Raw genomic sequence first — 17,217 nt, forward strand, 5'->3', positions numbered from 1 at the left:
ATCGAGGAGAAACTGAAATGTCCCGCGTAGGAAAAATGCCGGTGGCCATCCCCAACGGGGTCGATGTGTCCATCACGGAAGACCAGATCAGCGTGAAGGGCTCGGGCGGTACGCTGTCCGTGGCGCAGAACCGCCTGGTCAAGATCGCCAACAAGGAAGGCAAGCTCAGCTTCGAGCCTGTCAACGATTCCCGCGAAGCCAATGCCATGAGCGGCACCATCCGCCAGCTCGTGAACAACATGGTGGTGGGCGTCAGCAAGGGCTTCGAGAAGAAGCTGAACCTGATCGGCGTGGGCTACAAGGCCCAGGCTTCGGGCGCCAAGCTGAACCTCGCCGTCGGCTATTCGCACCCCGTGAACTTCGACATGCCCGCCGGCATCACGGTGGCCACGCCTACCCCCACGGAAATCGTGATCAAGGGCGCTGACCGCCAACGCGTCGGCCAGCTGGCCGCCGAAATCCGTGCCGTTCGTCCTCCCGAGCCCTACAAGGGCAAGGGCATCCGTTATTCGGATGAAAAGGTCACGATCAAAGAGACCAAGAAGAAGTAAGGAGCTGCAGCATGTTGACCAAGAAAGAGCAGCGTCTTCGTCGTTCGCGCCAGACCCGCATCCGCATTGCACAGCAAGGCGTGGTCCGTCTGACGGTGAACCGCACGAACCTCCACATCTACGCCAGCGTCATCTCCGAAGACGGCAGCCGCGTGCTTGCCAGCGCATCCACGGCGGAAGCCGAAGTGCGCAAGGAACTGGGCGGTTCCGGCAAGGGCGGCAACGCCGCCGCGGCCCAGATGATCGGCAAGCGCATCGCTGAAAAGGCGAAGGCCGCCGGCATCGAGAAAGTCGCATTCGACCGCGCTGGATTCGCATATCACGGCCGCGTGAAGGCCCTCGCAGAAGCCGCGCGTGAAGCCGGCCTGCAGTTCTAAGCGGAGCGAATAGAAAATGGCTAAGTTTCAACCCAAAGTGCAGACCGAAGGACAAGACGACGGGATGCGCGAGAAGATGATCGCGGTCAACCGCGTGACCAAAGTCGTGAAGGGCGGCCGTATCCTCGGCTTCGCCGCACTGACGGTGGTCGGCGACGGTGACGGCCGCGTGGGCATGGGCAAGGGCAAGTCCAAGGAAGTGCCTGCTGCCGTGCAAAAGGCGATGGAAGAATGCCGTCGCAACCTGGTGAAGGTCTCGCTCAAGAACGGCTCCATCCACCATTCGGTGAAGGGCCATCACGGTGCCGCGTCGGTCGAGCTGCACCCGGCTCCCAAGGGTACCGGCATCATCGCCGGCGGCCCCATGCGCGCCGTGTTCGAAGTGGTGGGTATCACCGACATCGTGGCCAAGAGCCATGGTTCCTCGAACCCCTACAACATGGTCCGCGCCACGTTCGACGCACTGGTGAACTCCACGACCCCCGCGGAAGTGGCTGCCAAGCGCGGCAAGTCGGTCGAAGACATCTTCGCCTGAACGGAGCTCTGCAAATGACTACGCAACAAACCGTCAAGATTCAACTGGTGCGCAGCCCCATCGGCACCAAGGAATCGCACCGCGCCACCGTTCGCGGCCTGGGCCTGCGCAAGCTGAACAGTGTCAGCGAGCTCAAGGACAGCCCCGAAGTGCGCGGCATGATCAACAAGATCAGCTATCTGGTCAAGGTCCTCTGAGAGGTTGATGATGGAACTCAATAGCATCAAGCCCGCAGAAGGCGCGAAGCATGCCAAGCGCCGTGTGGGCCGTGGCATCGGCTCCGGCCTGGGCAAGACCGCAGGCCGCGGTCACAAGGGCCAGAAGTCGCGTTCGGGTGGCTACCACAAGGTGGGCTTCGAAGGCGGTCAGATGCCTCTGCAGCGCCGTCTGCCCAAGCGCGGCTTCAAGTCGCACCTGCTGAAGTTCAACGCCGAAGTGACCCTGAGCACGCTCGAGCAGCTCGGCCTGGCCGAAGTCGACCTCGCCGCGCTCAAAGGCGCCGGCGTGGTGGGCCAGCTCGCCAAGGTGGTCAAGGTCATCAAGAGCGGTGAACTGACCAAGGCCGTGAAGCTGAACGGCATCGGTGCCACGGCGGGTGCGAAGGCAGCCATCGAGGCAGCCGGCGGCAGCCTGGCCTGAACGGCACCCTGAAGAAGGAACGCATTCGTGGCTACCAGCGCAGCGTCGATTGCAAAGACCGGTAAATTCGGCGACCTGCGTCGCCGGCTGGTTTTCCTGCTGCTGGCCCTGATCGTCTATCGCATCGGGGCGCACATCCCGGTGCCGGGCATCGATCCGGCCCAGCTGCAGCAGCTGTTCAGTGGCCAGCATGGCGGTATCCTGAACCTGTTCAACATGTTCTCGGGCGGGGCTCTGTCCCGCTTCACGGTGTTCGCACTGGGGATCATGCCGTACATCTCGGCATCGATCATCATGCAGCTGATGACCTATGTCCTTCCCACCTTCGAGCAATTGAAGAAGGAAGGCGAGGCCGGACGCCGCAAGATCACCCAGTACACGCGCTACGGAACACTCGGCCTGGCCATTTTCCAGTCGCTCGGCATCGCCGTGGCGCTGGAAAGTTCGGCCGGCCTCGTGCTGAGCCCGGGCTTCGGCTTCCGCCTCACCGCGGTGGTCAGCCTGACGGCAGGCACCATGTTCCTCATGTGGCTGGGCGAGCAGATCACCGAGCGTGGCCTGGGCAACGGTATCTCGATCCTGATCTTCTCCGGTATCGCTGCCGGCCTGCCGAGCTCCATCGGCGGCCTGCTGGAACTGGTGCGCACGGGTGCGATGAGCATCCTGGCGGCGATCTTCATCGTGCTGCTGGTGGCAGCGGTGACCTACTTCGTGGTGTTCGTCGAACGCGGGCAGCGCAAGATCCTCGTGAACTATGCGCGCCGCCAGGTGGGCAACAAGGTCTACGGGGGGCAGTCGTCGCACCTGCCGCTGAAGCTGAACATGGCTGGCGTGATCCCGCCGATCTTCGCGTCGTCGATCATCCTGCTGCCTGCCACGATCGTGAACTGGTTCAGCGCGGGCGAATCGATGCGCTGGCTGCGTGACATCTCCGGTGCGCTGACCCCTGGCCAGCCCGTCTACGTGATGTTCTATGCCGCTGCGATCGTGTTCTTCTGCTTCTTCTACACGGCGTTGGTCTTCAACAGCCGTGAGACGGCGGACAACCTGAAGAAGAGCGGTGCCTTCATTCCCGGGATTCGTCCCGGCGAGCAGACGGCCCGCTACATCGACAAGATCCTGGTGCGGCTGACGCTGGCCGGCGCGGTGTACATCACCTTCGTCTGCCTGCTGCCGGAGTTCCTGATCTTGAAGTACAACGTGCCGTTCTATTTCGGCGGCACGTCCCTGCTGATCATCGTGGTCGTCACCATGGACTTCATGGCCCAGGTGCAGAACTACATGATGTCCCAGCAGTACGAGTCGTTGCTCAAGAAGGCGAACTTCAAAGCAACACCAGGCACCTGAGGTCTGGCGAGTCGGAAGCGGATCCGCTACAATAGCGGGTTCGCCTCTAGCTAAGTGACGGTTAATGATGCCCATCGATCCATCGCGGGCACGCAAATGTGTTCCGCGCCTGGCCGGAACGAATGGACTAGTTTTAGGAGAGTGAAATGAGAGTTTCGGCTTCGGTCAAGAAAATCTGCCGCAACTGCAAGATCATCCGCCGCAAGGGTGTCGTGCGGGTCATCTGCACCGACATGCGCCACAAGCAGCGCCAAGGTTGATTGAAAGTTTAGAGGACGCAAATGGCACGTATCGCTGGCATCAACATTCCGCCGCATCAGCATGCTGAAATCGGCCTGACGGCTATCTTCGGCATCGGACGCACGCGCGCTCGCAAGATCTGCGAAGCCTGCGGCATCGCCTACTCCAAGAAGATCAAGGATCTGACGGACGGCGATCTCGAAAAAATCCGCGACCAGATCGCCCAGTTCACCATCGAGGGTGATCTGCGCCGCGAAACCACGATGAACATCAAGCGCCTGATGGACATCGGCTGCTACCGTGGTTTCCGCCATCGCCGTGGTCTGCCGATGCGTGGTCAGCGCACCCGCACGAACGCCCGCACCCGCAAGGGTCCGCGCAAGGGTGCCGCAGCGCTCAAGAAATAAGCAGATTGAAAGATCCACATGGCAAAGTCTCCCGCCAATAACGCAGCGCAGCGTGTGCGCAAGAAGGTTCGCAAGAACGTTTCCGACGGCATCGCGCACGTGCACGCTTCGTTCAACAACACGATCATCACGATCACGGACCGCCAGGGCAATGCCCTGTCCTGGGCCTCTTCCGGTGGCCAGGGCTTCAAGGGTTCGCGCAAGTCGACGCCCTTCGCAGCCCAGGTGGCGTCCGAAGTGGCCGGCCGCGCCGCGATCGAGCAAGGCATCAAGAACCTCGACGTCGAGATCAAGGGCCCCGGCCCGGGTCGCGAATCGTCGGTGCGCGCACTGGGTGCCCTGGGCATCCGCATCACGTCCATCTCCGACGTGACGCCGGTTCCGCACAACGGCTGCCGTCCGCAAAAGCGCCGTCGCATCTGATTTTTTTGCGTAAGCCCACCGCCACCCGGGCGCATGCCGCAAGGCATGGTGCGGGTGGCTCCCGCGTTTTTTGGCGCGGTAGATGACATTTCAAGGAAGCTCAAGTGGCACGTTATCTCGGCCCCAAGGCCAAACTCTCCCGCCGTGAAGGCACCGACCTGTTCCTGAAGAGCGCACGCCGCTCGATCGCGGACAAGGCCAAGTTCGACTCCAAGCCCGGCCAGCACGGCCGCACCTCCGGCGCCCGCACCTCCGACTTCGGTCTGCAGCTGCGCGAGAAGCAGAAGGTCAAGCGCATGTACGGCGTGCTGGAAAAACAGTTCCGCCGCTACTTCGAAGCCGCTGACCGCCGCAAGGGCAACACCGGTGCCAACCTGCTGTCGCTGCTCGAGTCCCGCCTGGACAACGTGGTGTACCGCATGGGCTTCGGCTCCACCCGTGCCGAAGCACGCCAGCTGGTGTCGCACAAGGCCATCACGGTGAACGGCCAGTCCGTGAACATCGCTTCCTACCTCGTGAAGCCCGGCGACATCGTGGCCGTGCGCGAGAAGTCCAAGAAGCAGGCCCGCATCGTGGAAGCGCTGCAGCTGGCCCAGCAGGTGGGTATCCCCGCCTGGGTGGAAGTGAATGCCGACAAGGTCGAAGGTACCTTCAAGAAGGCTCCCGACCGCGACGAGTTCGGTGCAGACATCAACGAATCCCTGATCGTTGAGTTGTACTCGCGCTAATCCACAGCGTTCATCGATCGCAATTGTTTCCCGTACCGCGAGGCATCGCGGTACGGGTGCTTCGCCAGCCTTACCGGTGTAACGAGCTGGGGGTATTGAGAGGAAGTCTGCATGCAAACCAATTTGCTGAAACCCAAGACGATCAACGTCGAGCAGCTCGGACACAACCGCGCCAAGGTCGCGCTGGAGCCCTTCGAGCGCGGTTACGGGCACACGCTCGGCAACGCCATCCGGCGCGTGCTGCTGTCGTCCATGGTGGGTTACGCAGCAACGGAAGTGACGATCGCCGGCGTGCTCCATGAGTACTCGTCCATCGACGGCGTTCAGGAAGATGTCGTGAACATCCTGCTGAACCTGAAGGGCGTCGTGTTCAAGCTCCACAACCGCGACGAGGTCACGCTGAGCCTGCGCAAGGATGGCGAGGGCGTGGTCACCGCGCGCGACATCCAGACGCCGCACGACGTGGAAATCGTCAATCCCGACCACGTGATCGCCCACCTGTCGCAAGGCGGCAAGCTGGACATGCAGATCAAGGTGGAGAAGGGCCGCGGCTACGTGCCGGGCAACCTGCGCCGCTATGCCGACGAATCGACCAAGTCGATCGGCCGCATCGTGCTGGACGCCTCCTTCTCGCCCGTCAAGCGTGTGAGCTACACGGTGGAGAGCGCCCGCGTCGAGCAGCGCACCGACCTGGACAAGCTGGTGGTCGAGATCGAGACCAATGGTGCTATCACCGCGGAAGACGCCGTGCGCGCCTCCGCCAAGATCCTGGTCGAGCAGCTCGCGGTCTTCGCACAGCTCGAGGGCGGTGAACTGGCTGCGTTCGACACGCCGGCCGGCCCGCGTGGCAGCGCCACGTTCGATCCGATCCTGCTGCGCCCCGTGGACGAGCTCGAACTCACCGTGCGCTCGGCCAACTGCCTGAAGGCCGAGAACATCTACTACATCGGCGACCTGATCCAGCGTACCGAGAACGAGTTGCTCAAGACCCCGAACCTGGGTCGCAAGTCGCTCAACGAAATCAAGGAAGTGCTGGCTTCGCGCGGCTTGACGCTGGGCATGAAGCTCGAGAACTGGCCCCCGGCCGGCCTCGACAAGCGCTGATCCGGCGTTTTATAATCTTTGGCTTCCCATTTCGGGAACCAGTGCTGCGGGCAGTACCTGATACGGCTGCCCGTTTTAATTGACTGATAAGGAAAAGCACCATGCGCCACGGACACGGCCTCCGTAAACTGAACCGCACCAGCTCGCACCGCCTCGCGATGCTGCAGAACATGATGAACTCGCTCATCGAGCACGAGGCCATCAAGACCACGGTCCCCAAGGCCAAGGAACTGCGCCGCGTGATCGAGCCCATGATCACCCTGGCCAAGGAAGACACGGTGGCGAACCGCCGCCTGGCCTTCGACCGCCTGCGTGACCGCGACAGCGTGACCAAGCTCTTCAACGTGCTCGGCCCCCTGTTCAAGGCCCGTCCCGGTGGCTACACCCGCATCCTGAAGATGGGTTACCGCGTGGGCGACAATGCCCCCATGGCCTTCGTCGAATTCGTCGAACGCCCGGAAGTCGCTGAAGTTTCTGAAAATTCTTCCGCAGACGCCGCAAAGTAAGCTATAATTTATTTCTTGCCGCGCGATGGAGCAGTCTGGTAGCTCGTTGGGCTCATAACCCAAAGGTCGGAGGTTCAAATCCTTCTCGCGCAACCAACAAAAGTGCTTTGCACTCTCAAAAACGCCCACTCCACAGTGGGCGTTTTTGTTTTTGCGCTTCCCGCTGCCATGCTGGTTTCCCGGCTGGCGCTCTGTCCGGGTATGGCCCCTGCGAACCGGGGCGTGCCACTGTTTCTCACCCTGCTTTTCGTATTCCATGCGCCCGCTGACCCTTGGCATCGACTTCGGCACTTCCAATTCCGCAATGGCGGTCCGGCGCGACGGGGAAACGGCGCAGATGGTGCCCGTGGAGCAGTCGTTCCACACGCTGCCGACGGCGATGTTCTTCAATACCGAAGAGTCCCGGACGCACGTGGGCCGGGATGCGATCGCCCAGTACCTGGCGGGTACCGAAGGGCGGCTGATGCGTTCGCTCAAGAGCCTGCTGGGCAGCGCGTTGCTGGAAGAGAAGACGGCGGTGCAGGGGGCGCTGATGAGCTACCAGGACATCATCGCGCTGTTTCTGCGCACGATGGCGCAGCGCGCGCAGGCCGTCGTGGGCGGTGTTCCCGCGCATGTCGTGCTGGGGCGGCCGGTGCATTTCGTGGACGGTGACCCGGCTCGGGACGCCTTGGCGGAGGGCGCGCTGCGGCGGGCCGCGGAGATGGCCGGCTTCGCGGATGTTTCCTTCCAGCTTGAACCCATCGCCGCGGCGCTCGACTATGAGCAGCGCGTGGACCGGGAAACGCGCGTGCTGGTGGTGGACATCGGCGGGGGGACATCCGACTTCACGGTGGTCCTGCTCGGACCGGAACGCTCCCGCCGCGCCGACCGCAGCGGCGATGTGCTTGCCACCGCCGGCGTGCACCTGGGCGGCACGGACTTCGACCAGCGGCTCAGCCGCTCGCAGGTGATGCCCCTGCTCGGCCTGGGGCACCACGGCCCATCGGGGCGGGAAGTGCCCAGCCGCATCTTCTTCGACCTTTCGACCTGGCACCTGATCCAGTGGCTGTACAGCCCCAAGGCCCTCGCGGAAGCGAAGGGTCTGCGGCCGGACTATCGCGACGCACGCCTGCATGACCGGCTGATGGTGGTGCTGTCGGAGCGGTGGGGGCATCGCCTGGCGCAGGCGGTGGAGCAGGCGAAGATCGATGTCTCGAGCACCGGGGCGCCGGCAGCGCTTCCGCTCGGATGGCTGGAGCGGGGTCTCGAGGCGACCATCGCCCCGCTTGCGATGGCGGGCACGCTGCAGCAGCCATTGCAGGAGGTGGTGCGTTGCGCCGCGGAATGCCTCGCCGCGGCCGACCTCGGAGCCCGGGGCGTGGACGCGCTCTACCTCACGGGCGGTTCCTCGGCCCTCAAGCCCTTGCGTGAAGCGCTGGCCGTGGCGTTTCCCGGTGTGCCCCAGGTCGAAGGGGACCTGTTCGGCGGCGTGGCCTCCGGGCTGGCGTACACCGTCCGCTCCTGACCGCCCCACCCAGCTTCCGTCTCCATGCAGGGCCGCCGTCGTGCGGCGGGCGCCGGCGCTCTCAGCTGCCCTCGGCGTCTTCCTTCTTCATGGCCAGCGCAGCGTCGTAGAGCGTATTGCGCGGCGCTCCACTGATTTCGGCCGCCAGGCGGACGGCGGTCTTGACGGGCAACTCGGCCAGCAGCTGGCGCAGGATGCGCAGGCCGGCGGCGGTGGCGGGGTGGTCATCACCGCCCGACAGCGCAGCGGGGTGCACGACGATGGCGAATTCCCCGCGCGTGCGCGAGCTTCCTTCTTCTCCCAGCCAGGCGGCGAGGTCCTGGGCGGGCAGGGTGGCGATTTCCTCGAACTGCTTGGTGATCTCCCGCGCCAGGGTGACCGGCCGGTCGCCCAGGGGGGCGAGCGCCGCGGCGAGGTCGGCGATGCGGTGGGGCGCTTCGAGCAGGACGGTGCAGCGGTGTTCGGCCGCGAGGGCCTGGACGGCAGCCTGGCGCTCCGAGGCGCGCGTGGGCAGGAAACCGGCGAAGAGAAATCCCCCGGCCAGTGGCCGGTGCGAGGCCGCGCCGGCATCCACGGCCCCGGCCACGCTGAGTGCAGCCGTCACGCTGCTCGCCCCGGGCAGCGGCAGTGCGCGCAGCCCGGCTGCCTGCACGGCCGCGACGAGCCGGGCGCCCGGGTCGCTCACGCCCGGGGTGCCGGCGTCGCTCACGTAGGCGATGCGTTCGCCGCGCTGCAGCCGCTGCACGACGGCCTGCGCCGCCTCGGCTTCGTTGTGCTGGTGCACGGCCATCCATTGCGACGAGGTCTTGTCGATGCCGTAGGCGCGCAGCAGGGACTGCGTGTGCCGGGTGTCCTCGCAGGCGATGGCATCGGCCAGCTGCAATACGTGCAAGGCGCGCAGGGTGATGTCCGCGAGATTGCCGATCGGCGTGGCGACGACGTAGAGGGCGCCTTGCGGATAATGCTGCGCTGCGGCCGCGTCACGCGCGGCGGACAGGGCGGAGGCGAAAGAGGCGCTCAATGGGAATCCTTGAAAAAAAGACCGGCGGCACCGACGGGGCCGCGCGCAAGACAACGACGCGGGCGGCAGGCATGGCCGCGGAGGACCGTGCGCTGGCCCATCTGCAGGCCGCCGGCCTGCGGCTGCTGGCGCGCAATTATCGGACGCCGGGCCGCGGAGGCGGGGAGATCGACCTGATCCTGCGCGACCGCGACGGCACCCTGGTGTTCGTGGAGGTGCGCAGCCGGGCGAGCGATGCCTACGGCGGTGCGGGCGCGAGCATCGGCGCAGCCAAGCGGCGGCGGATCGTGTTCGCGGCGCGGCACTACCTGCTGCGCTGGCCGTCGCTGCCGCCATGCCGCTTCGATGCGGTGCTGGTGAGCGGCGACGCGGTGCAGTGGCTGCAGGCTGCGTTCGATGCCGGCTAGCGTGACGGCCACGGGCCGCGCCAGTGCTTTGCCACGAAAGCGATAGCACCCGGGGGGTATCATCGGCGCACATGCTCGAGCAACGCATCCAACAGCATTTCATCGACAGCGCGGATCTCAAGTACCAGGCCGCGCAAATCCTCAGTCAACCCATCGGGGCGGCCGTGCAGGCCATCCTGGCGTGCGTCACCAGCGGAGCCAAGGTCCTGGCCTGCGGCAGCGGTGCGGCCTCCGCACAGGCGCGGCAGTTCGCGGCGCTCTGCGTGGCCGGCTTCGAGCGGGAGCGGCCCGAATTGGCTGCGGTCGCCCTGGAGCCCGACGCGCTCTGGTCCGCGCCCGGCATGCCCGGAGGCGACGCGCAGGTGCTGGCGCGGCAGGTGAGGGCCCTCGGCCAGGCGGGCGACGTGCTGCTGGCGGTGGCCGACGGCAGCGCGGCCACCGATGCCGCACTGGTCGAGGCCATCCAGTCCGCGCACGAGCGGGACATGACCGTGATCGCCCTCACCGGGCGTGGCGGCGCCGCGCTGGCCGGACTGCTGCGCGAGACGGACGTGCTGATCGAGGTGCCGCACGACCGCGCGGCCCGCGTGCGCGAAGTGCATGCGCTGGTGCTGCACTGCCTGTGCGATGGGGTGGATGCCCAGTTATTTGGTGAACAGGAGATACCGCTATGACCTTGCAGACGATGACCCGAACCACTGGCGCCGTGCTGGCCGCCGTCGCCCTGGGGACCGTGCTTTCGGCATGCGCACCGCTGGTGATCGGCGGCGCCGCCGTGGGCACCATGATGGCCGCGGACCGGCGCACCACCGGTACCCAGGTGGAGGACGAGACCATCGAGCTGCGCGCGGGCAACCGGCTGCGCGACACCTTCGGTGACCGTATCCACGTGAACGTGACCAGCTACAACCGCCAGGTGCTGCTGACGGGCGAGGTGCCCTCCCAGCAGGACAAGGAGCGGGTGGAGCAGACGGTGCTGACCGTCGAGAACGTGCGCTCGGTGGTGAACGACCTGGCGGTGATGTCGGCCAGCACGCTTTCCCAGCGCGCCAACGACACGCTCATCACGGGCAAGGTGCGCGCCAGCCTGGTGGACGCCAAGGACATCTTCGCGACCGCCTTCAAGGTGGTGACGGAGCGCAACACCGTCTATCTGATGGGCCGCGTGACGCAGCGCGAGGCTGACCGCGCCACGGAGATCGCGCGCGGCGTGAACGATGTGCGCAAGGTGGTGCGCGTGTTCGAGATCGTCTCCGAGCAGGAGCTGGCGCGCGGCTTCTCGCAGCAGCCCCAGAGTCCTGCGCCGGTCACCGCCGACAGCAAGTAAGAGGCACCCCCCGGAGCGGCTGCGCCGCTTTCCTCCGCTCTCGCCGCTCTGGCGGGGGGCTGGACGCCAGTGGCCCGGCGAAGCCGGTTCCACGGCGTCTGCTGGTGTGGCCTGCTCCGCGGCCTTCTGACGGGTGAGGCCGCGGCGGTTTCTTGCGCCGTACTCAGTTGCTCTGCGGCTTTTTCACGCCCAGGCGGGTGATGAGGCTGGAGGTGTCCCAGCGCGCGCCGCCGGCCTGCTGCACGTCGGCGTAGAACTGGTCCACGAGGGCGGTGAGGGGCAGCCGTGCGCCGTTGCGGTGGGCCTCTTCCAGCACCAGGCCCAGGTCTTTGCGCATCCAGTCCACGGCGAAGCCGAAGTCGAAGCGGCCTTCCACCATGGTCTTGCCACGGTTGTCCATCTGCCAGCTCTGGGCGGCGCCCTTGCCGATCACGTCCAGCACCAGCGGCATGTCCAGCCCGGCATGCTGGCCGAAGGCGATCGCTTCCGACAGGCCCTGGACGATGCCCGCGATGCAGATCTGGTTGACCATCTTGGCGAGCTGTCCGGCGCCGCTGTCGCCGATGCGCGTGAAAGCGCGCGAGAAGGCCATCGCCACGGGGCGCACGCTGTCGAATGCTTCGGCGTCACCGCCGCACATGACGGTGAGCTGGCCGTTCTGCGCGCCGGCCTGACCGCCGGAGACAGGCGCATCGATGAAGCGCAGGCCCAGCGTGCGGGCGGCCTGGGCCAGTTCGCGCGCGACTTCGGCGGATGCGGTGGTGTGGTCCACGAAGACCGCGCCCGGCTGCATGCCGGCGAAGGCGCCATCGGCACCGAGCACGACCGAGCGCAGGTCGTCGTCGTTGCCCACGCAGCAGAACACGATGTCCGCGCCCTGGGCGGCCTCGCGCGGGGTGGCTGCATGCCGGGCGCCGGCCGCCTGGGCGAATTCCTCGCACCAGGCCGCTGCCTTGGCGGCGGTCCGGTTGTAGACGGTGACCTGGTGGCCGGCGAGCGCCAGGTGGCCCGCCATCGGGTAGCCCATGACGCCCAGGCCCAGGAAGGCGACCTTGCGCGATGGGGTGGCGTCGTAGCTGCGCGGTGCGGTGCTGGATGGCATGGGGTGGTCTCCTGTCGGGTGCTGGGGAACGGTGGAAAAGACAACGCCCGCCGGGCTGCGGCGGGCGCGGCATGGGGCTGGCGTCAGACGATGGCGAAGTGCTCGGTGCCGGACGACAGGTCGGTGCTGCGGGCACGCTGGCTGCCCAGCTTGATCTGCAGCCGCAGGTCGTTGAGCGAGTCGGCGTTGCGCAGGGCGTCCTCGTAGCCGATGACGTTGGCCTCGAAGAGGTCGAAGAGCGACTGGTCGAAGGTCTGCATGCCGAGGTTGCGGCTCTTCTTCATGATTTCCTTGATCTCGGCGACCTCGCCCTTGAAGATCAGGTCGGCGATCAGCGGCGTGTTGAGCATGACCTCCACCGCCGCGGCGCGGCCCTTGCCGTCCTGCTTGGGGATGAGGCGCTGGGACACCATGGCACGCAGGTTGAGCGACAGGTCCATGAGCAACTGCGCGCGCCGTTCCTCGGGGAAGAAGTTGATGATCCGGTCCAGCGCCTGGTTGGCGCTGTTGGCGTGCAGCGTGGCCAGGCACAGGTGGCCGGTCTCGGAGAAGGCGATGGCATGGTCCATGGTCTCGCGGTCGCGGATTTCGCCCATGAGGATCACGTCGGGCGCCTGGCGCAGCGTGTTCTTGAGGGCGGCCTCCCAGCTGTCGGTGTCCAGGCCCACCTCGCGCTGGGTCACCACGCAGTTCTTGTGCGGATGCACGAACTCGATCGGGTCTTCCACCGTGATGATGTGGCCGAAGGAGTTCTCGTTGCGCCAGTCCACCATGGCCGCGAGGGTGGTGGACTTGCCCGAGCCGGTCGCGCCCACGAGGATGCACAGCCCGCGCTTGGACATGGTGATTTCCTTGAGCACCTGCGGCACGCCCAGCCCGTCGATGGTGGGCAGCGTGAGCGGGATGGTTCGCAGCACCATGCCCACGCGGCCCTGCTGGATGAAGGCGTTCACGCGGAAGCGGCCGATGCCCGCTGGGGAGATGGCGAAGTTGCACTCCTTGGTACGCTCGAAGTCCGCCACCTGCTTGTCGCTCATGATGGCGCGCGCGAGGGTGAGGGTGTGCGCCGGCGTGAGCGGCTGGGGGGAGACCTTCGTGACCTTTCCGTCCACCTTGATGGCGGGGGGGAATTCCGCCGTGATGAAAAGGTCGCTGCCGCCGCGCCCCACCATGAGCTTCAGCAGGTCGTTGATGAATTTGCTGGCCTGATCGCGTTCCATTCAGTGCTCCGGTCGTGCGCCGCGGCGTCAGCGCTGGCTGTCGCTCAGGCGGGCGCTGACGACCCGCAGGCGTTGCGAGAGCTTGCGCGCGAGCAGGGCGACCAGGCTCGCGGCGAGCTGGGGGTCCTTGGCCATCATGTCGTCCAGGGCTTCGGCGCTGAGCACGGCGATCTCGCAGTCGGTCAGCGTGGTGCAGGCGGAGAAGCGGATGCCGCTGTCCAGCAGTGACATCTCGCCGAGGATGTCGCCCGGGCGGGTCTCCGCGAGCCGCAGGTGCTCACCCCAGGGCTGCACGCGGTCCACGGCGATGGTGCCGGTGAGCAGCACGACCATGAAGTTGCCGTATTCGTCCTGGCGGATGACGTCGCGGTCGGCGGGCACGGCCGCGAAATGGAAGAACCGCTCCATGCGTTCGACGGCGGAGGCGTCGAGGTGGGCCATGTAGCGGTCTTTCGACCAGAGCGCCTGCAGCAGCTTGCCGCCCCGGCTGGCGGGCAGGCGCTGCGCGGCGACCTCCACGGCACGGGCTTCCCAGGGTACGAGCATGGAACTGTCCACGCCCTGGCCGGCGAAGGCCGTGGTGAAGAAGACCGAATCGCTGGCGCCTTCGCCGCCCGACTTGTTGCCGCGGGACTTGGCTTTGAGCAGGCCGAGGATGCCTTTCATGGAGATGCTCCGGTGCGCGCGGCGGGGTGGATGTCTGCAGCGCGGTATGTTGGGGAATGGGGATGGCGGGGCGCCCGGACCGGTGTCAGCCCGGGAAGTTCTCCGGAATCTTGGCCTTGCCGCGGGCTTCCGCGGGGCTGATGATGTTGCGCCGCACGAGGTCGGTGAGGTTCTGGTCCAGCGTCTGCATGCCGACGCTGCTGCTGGTCTGGATGGTGGAGTACATCTGCGCCACCTTGGCCTCGCGGATCAGGTTGCGGATGGCACTGGTGCCCAGCATGATCTCGTGCGCCGCCACGCGGCCCTGGCCGTCCTTGGTCTTGCACAGCGTCTGGGAGATCACGGCCTGCAGCGATTCGGACAGCATGGCGCGCACCATCTCCTTCTCTTCGGCGGGGAACACGTCGATGATCCGGTCGATGGTCTTGGCGGCGCTGGAGGTGTGCAGGGTGCCGAACACGAGGTGGCCCGTCTCGGCGGCGGTCATGGCCAGCCGGATGGTCTCGAGGTCGCGCATTTCACCCACGAGGATGGCGTCCGGGTCTTCGCGCAGCGCGGATTTCAGCGCGGCGGCGAAGGACAGCGTCATCGGCCCGACCTCGCGCTGGTTGATCAGGCACTTCTTGGAGTCGTGCACGAACTCGATCGGGTCTTCCACGGTCAGGATATGCCCGTACTCGGTCTCGTTGAGGTGGTTCACCATGGCCGCGAGCGTAGTGGACTTGCCCGAGCCCGTGGGGCCGGTGACGAGCACGAGGCCGCGCGGCTTGAGGGCCAGGTCGGCGAAGATTTTCGGGGCGTTGAGCTGCTCGAGCGTGAGGATCTTGCTCGGGATGGTACGGAACACGGCGGCCGCGCCGCGGTTCTGGTTGAAGGCGTTGACCCGGAAGCGCGCCAGGCCCTCGATCTCGAACGAGAAGTCCACTTCCAGGAACTCCTCGTACACCTTGCGCTGGGCGTCGCTCATGATGTCGTACACCATGGCATGCACCGTCTTGTGGTCGAGCGCATCGACGTTGATGCGGCGCACGTCGCCATGCACGCGGATCATCGGAGGCAGGCCCGCGGACAGGTGCAGGTCGGAGGCCTTGTTCTTCACGCTGAAGGCGAGCAGTTGGGTGATGTCCACGAAAAGCCCTTGGTCGTTTGGTACGCTTGAGAGCAATCATTATGACGACGATTGGTAACAACCTCCAAGGGGTCCTGGACCGCATCGCGCAGGCCTGCGCGGGGGCGGGCCGGGCGCCCTCCAGCGTGCGGCTGCTGGCCGTTTCCAAGACCTTCGGCGCACCGGCCGTCCGCGAGGCGGCGCTGGCGGGACAGCGGGCGTTCGGCGAGAACTACATCCAGGAGGGCGTCGGGAAGATCGTTGCCCTGGGCGCGCCGGAGTCCGGCTTGGCCCATGCGCTGGAATGGCACTGCATCGGCCCCGTGCAGAGCAACAAGACGCGGCTGGTGGCGGAGCATTTCGACTGGGTGCACACGGTGGACCGCCTCAAGACGGCCGAGCGCCTGGCGCAGCAGCGTCCGGACCACCTGCCGGCGCTGCAGGTGTGCATCCAGGTGAACGTGGACGGCGGCGCCACCAAGGCCGGCCTGCCGCCGGACGACGTGCCCGGCCTGGCCCTGGCCGTGGCGCGGCTGCCACGCCTGAGGCTGCGGGGGCTGATGGCCATCCCCGAGCCGGCGCCGGACTTTGCTGCGCAGTTCGCGGTGCATGCGCAGGCGAGGGCGCTCTTCGACCTTCTGCGCGCATCCGGCGCGCCGGGCATGGAGGACTTCGACACGCTTTCGCTGGGCATGACGGCCGACCTGGAGGCCGCCATCCACGCGGGCAGCACCATGGTGCGCGTGGGCAGCGGCATCTTCGGCGCGCGCAGCTACCCTGCGCGCTGAGGAGCGCAGGGTCAGCCCTGGAATGCCTCGACGCAGCCCAGGGTGTGTTCGACATCTTCGGGCCCCACGTCCAGGTGGGTGACCCAGCGCAGGCGGATCTGCCCGCCGCAGAGGCTGCGCGTGACGTAGATGCCGTGCTGGGACAGCCAGGCCATCAGGGCCGGGGCGATGTCGGAGTGCACGTCGGTGAACAGGATGTTGGTGTGCGCGGAGGCCACGCTGAGGCGCCGGCGCAGCACCGGATGGCTGCGGCCGACCTCCGCCAGGCCCTCGGCCAGCGAGCGCAGCAGGGTGTGGTCGTCCGCCATGCGGCGCACGTGGTGGTCCAGGGCGTAGTGCCCTGCCGCAGCGAGCATGCCGACCTGCCGCATGGCGCCGCCCAGCATCTTGCGGGTGCGGCGGGCGCGCGCGATGAAGTCGTGGGAGCCGAGCAGCAGGGAGCCCACGGGAGCGCCCAGGCCCTTGCTCAGGCAGATCGACGCGGAGTCGAAATGCGCGCAGATGGCGCGCGCCTCGTCGTACACGTCCGTGCCGTGGGCCATGGCGTTGGCGGTCGCCGCATTGAACAGTCGTGCGCCGTCGAGGTGCATGGACAGCTGGCGGCTGCGCGCGAGGGCGGCCACGTCGGCGATGTACGGGTTGGGCAGGACCTGGCCGCCGGCCGTGTTTTCCAGCACCACCAGGCGGGTGCGGGCGAAGTGCGGGTCGTCCGGCTTGATGGCCGCGGCGATGTCGCGCAGGCACAACGTGCCGTCGGCGCGGTTCTCGATGGGCTGGGGATGGATGGAGCCCAGCGTCGCCATGCCGCCGCCTTCCCAGCGGTAGGTGTGCCAGCTCTGGCCCACGATGGCTTCGTCCCCGCGCTGGCAGTGGCCCATGAGCGCAATGAGGTTGGCCTGCGTGCCGCTGGGGGCGAACAGCGCGGCGTCGAACCCGAGAAGTTCCGCGGCATGGTTCTGCAGGTCGTTCACGGAAGGGTCGTCGCCGAAGACGTCGTCGCCCAGGGGGGCGCCCTGCATGGCTTCACGCATGGCGGCAGTGGGCTGCGTGACGGTATCGCTGCGGAAGTCGTGCATCGGAACGGGCTCCTGGGGGGGCGGGAGAAGGGGGGCGGGCTTCGGCTGCGATAGTAGCTGCGGCGACCCGCTCCGCGAGTGAAACGGGGGCAAATCCCCTCGGGATGCCGGTGCGCTCCCGCCTGCGGGCGGTGTAAG

At 66.5% G+C, this 17,217-nt stretch carries 23 protein-coding genes and 1 tRNA gene; 18 read left to right on the forward strand and 6 right to left on the reverse strand.

Annotated elements, in window-relative coordinates; genetic code table 11:
- The first annotated feature begins 17 nt into the window (after positions 1 to 17).
- The 14 genes from rplF (at position 18) to ACGHC0_RS03105 (ending at position 8,364) form a co-directional block, all read left to right on the forward strand.
- Positions 18 to 551, forward strand: coding sequence for a 50S ribosomal protein L6 (rplF, locus tag ACGHC0_RS03040; protein WP_013593073.1), 534 nt, complete (start codon positions 18 to 20; stop codon positions 549 to 551).
- 11 nt (positions 552 to 562) lie between these two features.
- Entirely contained in the window at positions 563 to 928 is a 366-nt protein-coding gene (rplR, locus tag ACGHC0_RS03045; RefSeq protein WP_011793792.1) for a 50S ribosomal protein L18, read from the forward strand.
- A gap of 16 nt (positions 929 to 944) precedes the next feature.
- The gene (rpsE, locus tag ACGHC0_RS03050) at positions 945 to 1,463 is read left to right on the forward strand and encodes a 30S ribosomal protein S5 (protein WP_011793793.1); all 519 of its coding nucleotides are present in this window, start codon (positions 945 to 947) and stop codon (positions 1,461 to 1,463) included.
- Between the two features lie 14 nt (positions 1,464 to 1,477).
- Positions 1,478 to 1,660 (forward strand): 50S ribosomal protein L30, encoded by a 183-nt coding sequence (rpmD, locus tag ACGHC0_RS03055; protein WP_011793794.1) that lies wholly within the window; start codon positions 1,478 to 1,480, stop codon positions 1,658 to 1,660.
- 10 nt (positions 1,661 to 1,670) lie between these two features.
- Entirely contained in the window at positions 1,671 to 2,102 is a 432-nt protein-coding gene (rplO, locus tag ACGHC0_RS03060; protein ID WP_208948012.1) for a 50S ribosomal protein L15, read from the forward strand.
- Positions 2,103 to 2,129: 27 nt separating this feature from the next.
- Complete coding sequence (secY, locus tag ACGHC0_RS03065; protein ID WP_019699980.1) at positions 2,130 to 3,449, forward strand: preprotein translocase subunit SecY; 1,320 nt, start codon at positions 2,130 to 2,132, stop codon at positions 3,447 to 3,449.
- 146 nt (positions 3,450 to 3,595) lie between these two features.
- Positions 3,596 to 3,709 (forward strand): 50S ribosomal protein L36, encoded by a 114-nt coding sequence (rpmJ, locus tag ACGHC0_RS03070; RefSeq protein ID WP_011793797.1) that lies wholly within the window; start codon positions 3,596 to 3,598, stop codon positions 3,707 to 3,709.
- A gap of 21 nt (positions 3,710 to 3,730) precedes the next feature.
- Positions 3,731 to 4,096, forward strand: coding sequence for a 30S ribosomal protein S13 (rpsM, locus tag ACGHC0_RS03075; protein WP_011793798.1), 366 nt, complete (start codon positions 3,731 to 3,733; stop codon positions 4,094 to 4,096).
- An 18-nt stretch (positions 4,097 to 4,114) separates the two neighbouring features.
- Positions 4,115 to 4,519: a 30S ribosomal protein S11 gene (rpsK, locus tag ACGHC0_RS03080; protein WP_011793799.1), complete on the forward strand. Its 405-nt coding sequence runs from the start codon at positions 4,115 to 4,117 to the stop codon at positions 4,517 to 4,519.
- A gap of 104 nt (positions 4,520 to 4,623) precedes the next feature.
- Positions 4,624 to 5,247 (forward strand): 30S ribosomal protein S4, encoded by a 624-nt coding sequence (gene rpsD / locus ACGHC0_RS03085; RefSeq protein ID WP_013593079.1) that lies wholly within the window; start codon positions 4,624 to 4,626, stop codon positions 5,245 to 5,247.
- Positions 5,248 to 5,358: 111 nt separating this feature from the next.
- Positions 5,359 to 6,351, forward strand: a complete 993-nt coding sequence (locus ACGHC0_RS03090; RefSeq protein ID WP_011793801.1) for a DNA-directed RNA polymerase subunit alpha — start codon at positions 5,359 to 5,361, stop codon at positions 6,349 to 6,351.
- A gap of 101 nt (positions 6,352 to 6,452) precedes the next feature.
- Positions 6,453 to 6,857, forward strand: coding sequence for a 50S ribosomal protein L17 (gene rplQ, locus ACGHC0_RS03095; protein ID WP_011793802.1), 405 nt, complete (start codon positions 6,453 to 6,455; stop codon positions 6,855 to 6,857).
- A 19-nt stretch (positions 6,858 to 6,876) separates the two neighbouring features.
- A tRNA-Met gene (locus ACGHC0_RS03100) sits at positions 6,877 to 6,953 on the forward strand.
- Between the two features lie 160 nt (positions 6,954 to 7,113).
- Complete coding sequence (locus ACGHC0_RS03105) at positions 7,114 to 8,364, forward strand: Hsp70 family protein (RefSeq protein ID WP_415267394.1); 1,251 nt, start codon at positions 7,114 to 7,116, stop codon at positions 8,362 to 8,364.
- Positions 8,365 to 8,425: 61 nt separating this feature from the next.
- Here the strand turns inward: ACGHC0_RS03105 and rsmI are convergent, their stop codons facing one another.
- Entirely contained in the window at positions 8,426 to 9,385 is a 960-nt protein-coding gene (gene rsmI / locus ACGHC0_RS03110; protein ID WP_368353941.1) for a 16S rRNA (cytidine(1402)-2'-O)-methyltransferase, read from the reverse strand.
- Here rsmI and ACGHC0_RS03115 point away from each other — a divergent pair.
- The 3 genes from ACGHC0_RS03115 to ACGHC0_RS03125 all read left to right on the forward strand — a co-directional run bounded on the left by ACGHC0_RS03115 (position 9,385) and on the right by ACGHC0_RS03125 (position 11,119).
- Entirely contained in the window at positions 9,385 to 9,792 is a 408-nt protein-coding gene (locus ACGHC0_RS03115) for a YraN family protein (protein ID WP_368353942.1), read from the forward strand. The two genes, rsmI and ACGHC0_RS03115, sit on opposite strands and share 1 nt — an antisense overlap.
- 71 nt (positions 9,793 to 9,863) lie before the next feature.
- Entirely contained in the window at positions 9,864 to 10,466 is a 603-nt protein-coding gene (locus ACGHC0_RS03120) for an SIS domain-containing protein (RefSeq protein ID WP_053842687.1), read from the forward strand.
- Positions 10,463 to 11,119, forward strand: coding sequence for a BON domain-containing protein (locus tag ACGHC0_RS03125; protein ID WP_415267395.1), 657 nt, complete (start codon positions 10,463 to 10,465; stop codon positions 11,117 to 11,119). Before ACGHC0_RS03120 ends, ACGHC0_RS03125 begins: the two co-directional genes overlap by 4 nt.
- Before the next feature lie 163 nt (positions 11,120 to 11,282).
- Here ACGHC0_RS03125 and ACGHC0_RS03130 read toward each other — a convergent pair whose 3' ends face one another.
- From ACGHC0_RS03130 to ACGHC0_RS03145, 4 genes are all read right to left on the reverse strand, one after another.
- Complete coding sequence (locus tag ACGHC0_RS03130; RefSeq protein WP_368353944.1) at positions 11,283 to 12,221, reverse strand: NAD(P)-dependent oxidoreductase; 939 nt, start codon at positions 12,219 to 12,221, stop codon at positions 11,283 to 11,285.
- 83 nt (positions 12,222 to 12,304) lie between these two features.
- Entirely contained in the window at positions 12,305 to 13,441 is a 1,137-nt protein-coding gene (locus tag ACGHC0_RS03135) for a PilT/PilU family type 4a pilus ATPase (RefSeq protein WP_013593087.1), read from the reverse strand.
- 27 nt (positions 13,442 to 13,468) lie between these two features.
- Positions 13,469 to 14,107: a cyclic nucleotide-binding domain-containing protein gene (locus tag ACGHC0_RS03140; protein ID WP_013593088.1), complete on the reverse strand. Its 639-nt coding sequence runs from the start codon at positions 14,105 to 14,107 to the stop codon at positions 13,469 to 13,471.
- Between the two features lie 85 nt (positions 14,108 to 14,192).
- Positions 14,193 to 15,236: a type IV pilus twitching motility protein PilT gene (locus tag ACGHC0_RS03145; RefSeq protein ID WP_368353945.1), complete on the reverse strand. Its 1,044-nt coding sequence runs from the start codon at positions 15,234 to 15,236 to the stop codon at positions 14,193 to 14,195.
- 41 nt (positions 15,237 to 15,277) lie between these two features.
- On the opposite strand from ACGHC0_RS03145, the gene ACGHC0_RS03150 reads away from it, so the two are divergent.
- Entirely contained in the window at positions 15,278 to 16,003 is a 726-nt protein-coding gene (locus ACGHC0_RS03150) for a YggS family pyridoxal phosphate-dependent enzyme (protein ID WP_368353946.1), read from the forward strand.
- 11 nt (positions 16,004 to 16,014) lie between these two features.
- Here ACGHC0_RS03150 and ltaE read toward each other — a convergent pair whose 3' ends face one another.
- Complete coding sequence (gene ltaE / locus ACGHC0_RS03155) at positions 16,015 to 17,079, reverse strand: low-specificity L-threonine aldolase (RefSeq protein WP_107132100.1); 1,065 nt, start codon at positions 17,077 to 17,079, stop codon at positions 16,015 to 16,017.
- Positions 17,080 to 17,217 lie beyond the last annotated feature (138 nt).

The organism is Acidovorax sacchari (genome assembly GCF_042847045.1).
Lineage (GTDB): Bacteria > Pseudomonadota > Gammaproteobacteria > Burkholderiales > Burkholderiaceae_C > Paracidovorax > Paracidovorax sacchari.

Bases quoted from the DNA above. Each gene is read 5' to 3' on its own strand.
- ACGHC0_RS03140 (WP_013593088.1), bottom strand. From the start codon at position 14,107: ATGAAAGGCATCCTCGGCCTGCTCAAAGCCAAGTCCCGCGGCAACAAG.
- ACGHC0_RS03105 (WP_415267394.1), top strand. From the start codon at position 7,114: ATGCGCCCGCTGACCCTTGGCATCGACTTCGGCACTTCCAATTCCGCA.
- ltaE (WP_107132100.1), bottom strand. From the start codon at position 17,079: ATGCACGACTTCCGCAGCGATACCGTCACGCAGCCCACTGCCGCCATG.
- ACGHC0_RS03125 (WP_415267395.1), top strand. From the start codon at position 10,463: ATGACCTTGCAGACGATGACCCGAACCACTGGCGCCGTGCTGGCCGCC.
- rplO (WP_208948012.1), top strand. From the start codon at position 1,671: ATGGAACTCAATAGCATCAAGCCCGCAGAAGGCGCGAAGCATGCCAAG.
- rplQ (WP_011793802.1), top strand. From the start codon at position 6,453: ATGCGCCACGGACACGGCCTCCGTAAACTGAACCGCACCAGCTCGCAC.
- ACGHC0_RS03120 (WP_053842687.1), top strand. From the start codon at position 9,864: ATGCTCGAGCAACGCATCCAACAGCATTTCATCGACAGCGCGGATCTC.
- ACGHC0_RS03150 (WP_368353946.1), top strand. From the start codon at position 15,278: ATGACGACGATTGGTAACAACCTCCAAGGGGTCCTGGACCGCATCGCG.
- ACGHC0_RS03115 (WP_368353942.1), top strand. From the start codon at position 9,385: ATGGGAATCCTTGAAAAAAAGACCGGCGGCACCGACGGGGCCGCGCGC.
- ACGHC0_RS03130 (WP_368353944.1), bottom strand. From the start codon at position 12,221: ATGCCATCCAGCACCGCACCGCGCAGCTACGACGCCACCCCATCGCGC.
- rpsK (WP_011793799.1), top strand. From the start codon at position 4,115: ATGGCAAAGTCTCCCGCCAATAACGCAGCGCAGCGTGTGCGCAAGAAG.
- rpmD (WP_011793794.1), top strand. From the start codon at position 1,478: ATGACTACGCAACAAACCGTCAAGATTCAACTGGTGCGCAGCCCCATC.
- rplF (WP_013593073.1), top strand. From the start codon at position 18: ATGTCCCGCGTAGGAAAAATGCCGGTGGCCATCCCCAACGGGGTCGAT.
- rpsE (WP_011793793.1), top strand. From the start codon at position 945: ATGGCTAAGTTTCAACCCAAAGTGCAGACCGAAGGACAAGACGACGGG.
- rplR (WP_011793792.1), top strand. From the start codon at position 563: ATGTTGACCAAGAAAGAGCAGCGTCTTCGTCGTTCGCGCCAGACCCGC.
- ACGHC0_RS03090 (WP_011793801.1), top strand. From the start codon at position 5,359: ATGCAAACCAATTTGCTGAAACCCAAGACGATCAACGTCGAGCAGCTC.
- rpsM (WP_011793798.1), top strand. From the start codon at position 3,731: ATGGCACGTATCGCTGGCATCAACATTCCGCCGCATCAGCATGCTGAA.
- ACGHC0_RS03135 (WP_013593087.1), bottom strand. From the start codon at position 13,441: ATGGAACGCGATCAGGCCAGCAAATTCATCAACGACCTGCTGAAGCTC.
- rpmJ (WP_011793797.1), top strand. From the start codon at position 3,596: ATGAGAGTTTCGGCTTCGGTCAAGAAAATCTGCCGCAACTGCAAGATC.